Source organism: Desertibacillus haloalkaliphilus, assembly GCF_019039105.1.
Classification (GTDB): Bacteria; Bacillota; Bacilli; order Bacillales; family KJ1-10-99; genus Desertibacillus; species Desertibacillus haloalkaliphilus.
This window is the reverse complement of record NZ_JAHPIV010000580.1, coordinates 1-332: the sequence shown is the minus strand read 5'-3', so window position 1 is coordinate 332 and position 332 is coordinate 1. Positions and strand designations below refer to the sequence as shown.

The following is a 332-nucleotide window of genomic DNA, read 5'->3' as shown; positions in this document are numbered from 1 at the left end:
CTCTCCCCCTTCTTTCCCTCTCTTTTTTTTCTTTTTCTTCTCTCTTCCTTCTTTTTCTCTCCCTCCCCTCTCTCCCCCCCCCTCTCTCCTCTTTCTCTTCCTTCCCTTCTTCTCCCCCTTTCTCCCCTCCCTCCCCCCCTCGGCGCCCTTGCCCCCCCCGTCTCTGTTCCCCCTGCCTTCTCTTCCGCGCGCGCCCGTCTCTTCGCTCCTCTTTCGGCCTCTGTTCCCTTTCCGCCCTGTCTCTTCTCCCCCTCTGCCGCTGCCGCCGCCGCGGCTCGTGTCGCTCTCGGTGGGCGCCGGCTCCCTCCCCCCCCCCCCTGGGTGCCCGCTGG

General features: G+C 65.7%; 1 pseudogene. It reads right to left on the bottom strand.

Features of this window, described 5'->3' with window-relative positions:
• Positions 1–332: pseudogene (locus KH400_RS23360) on the bottom strand (hypothetical protein); the annotation flags it as partial.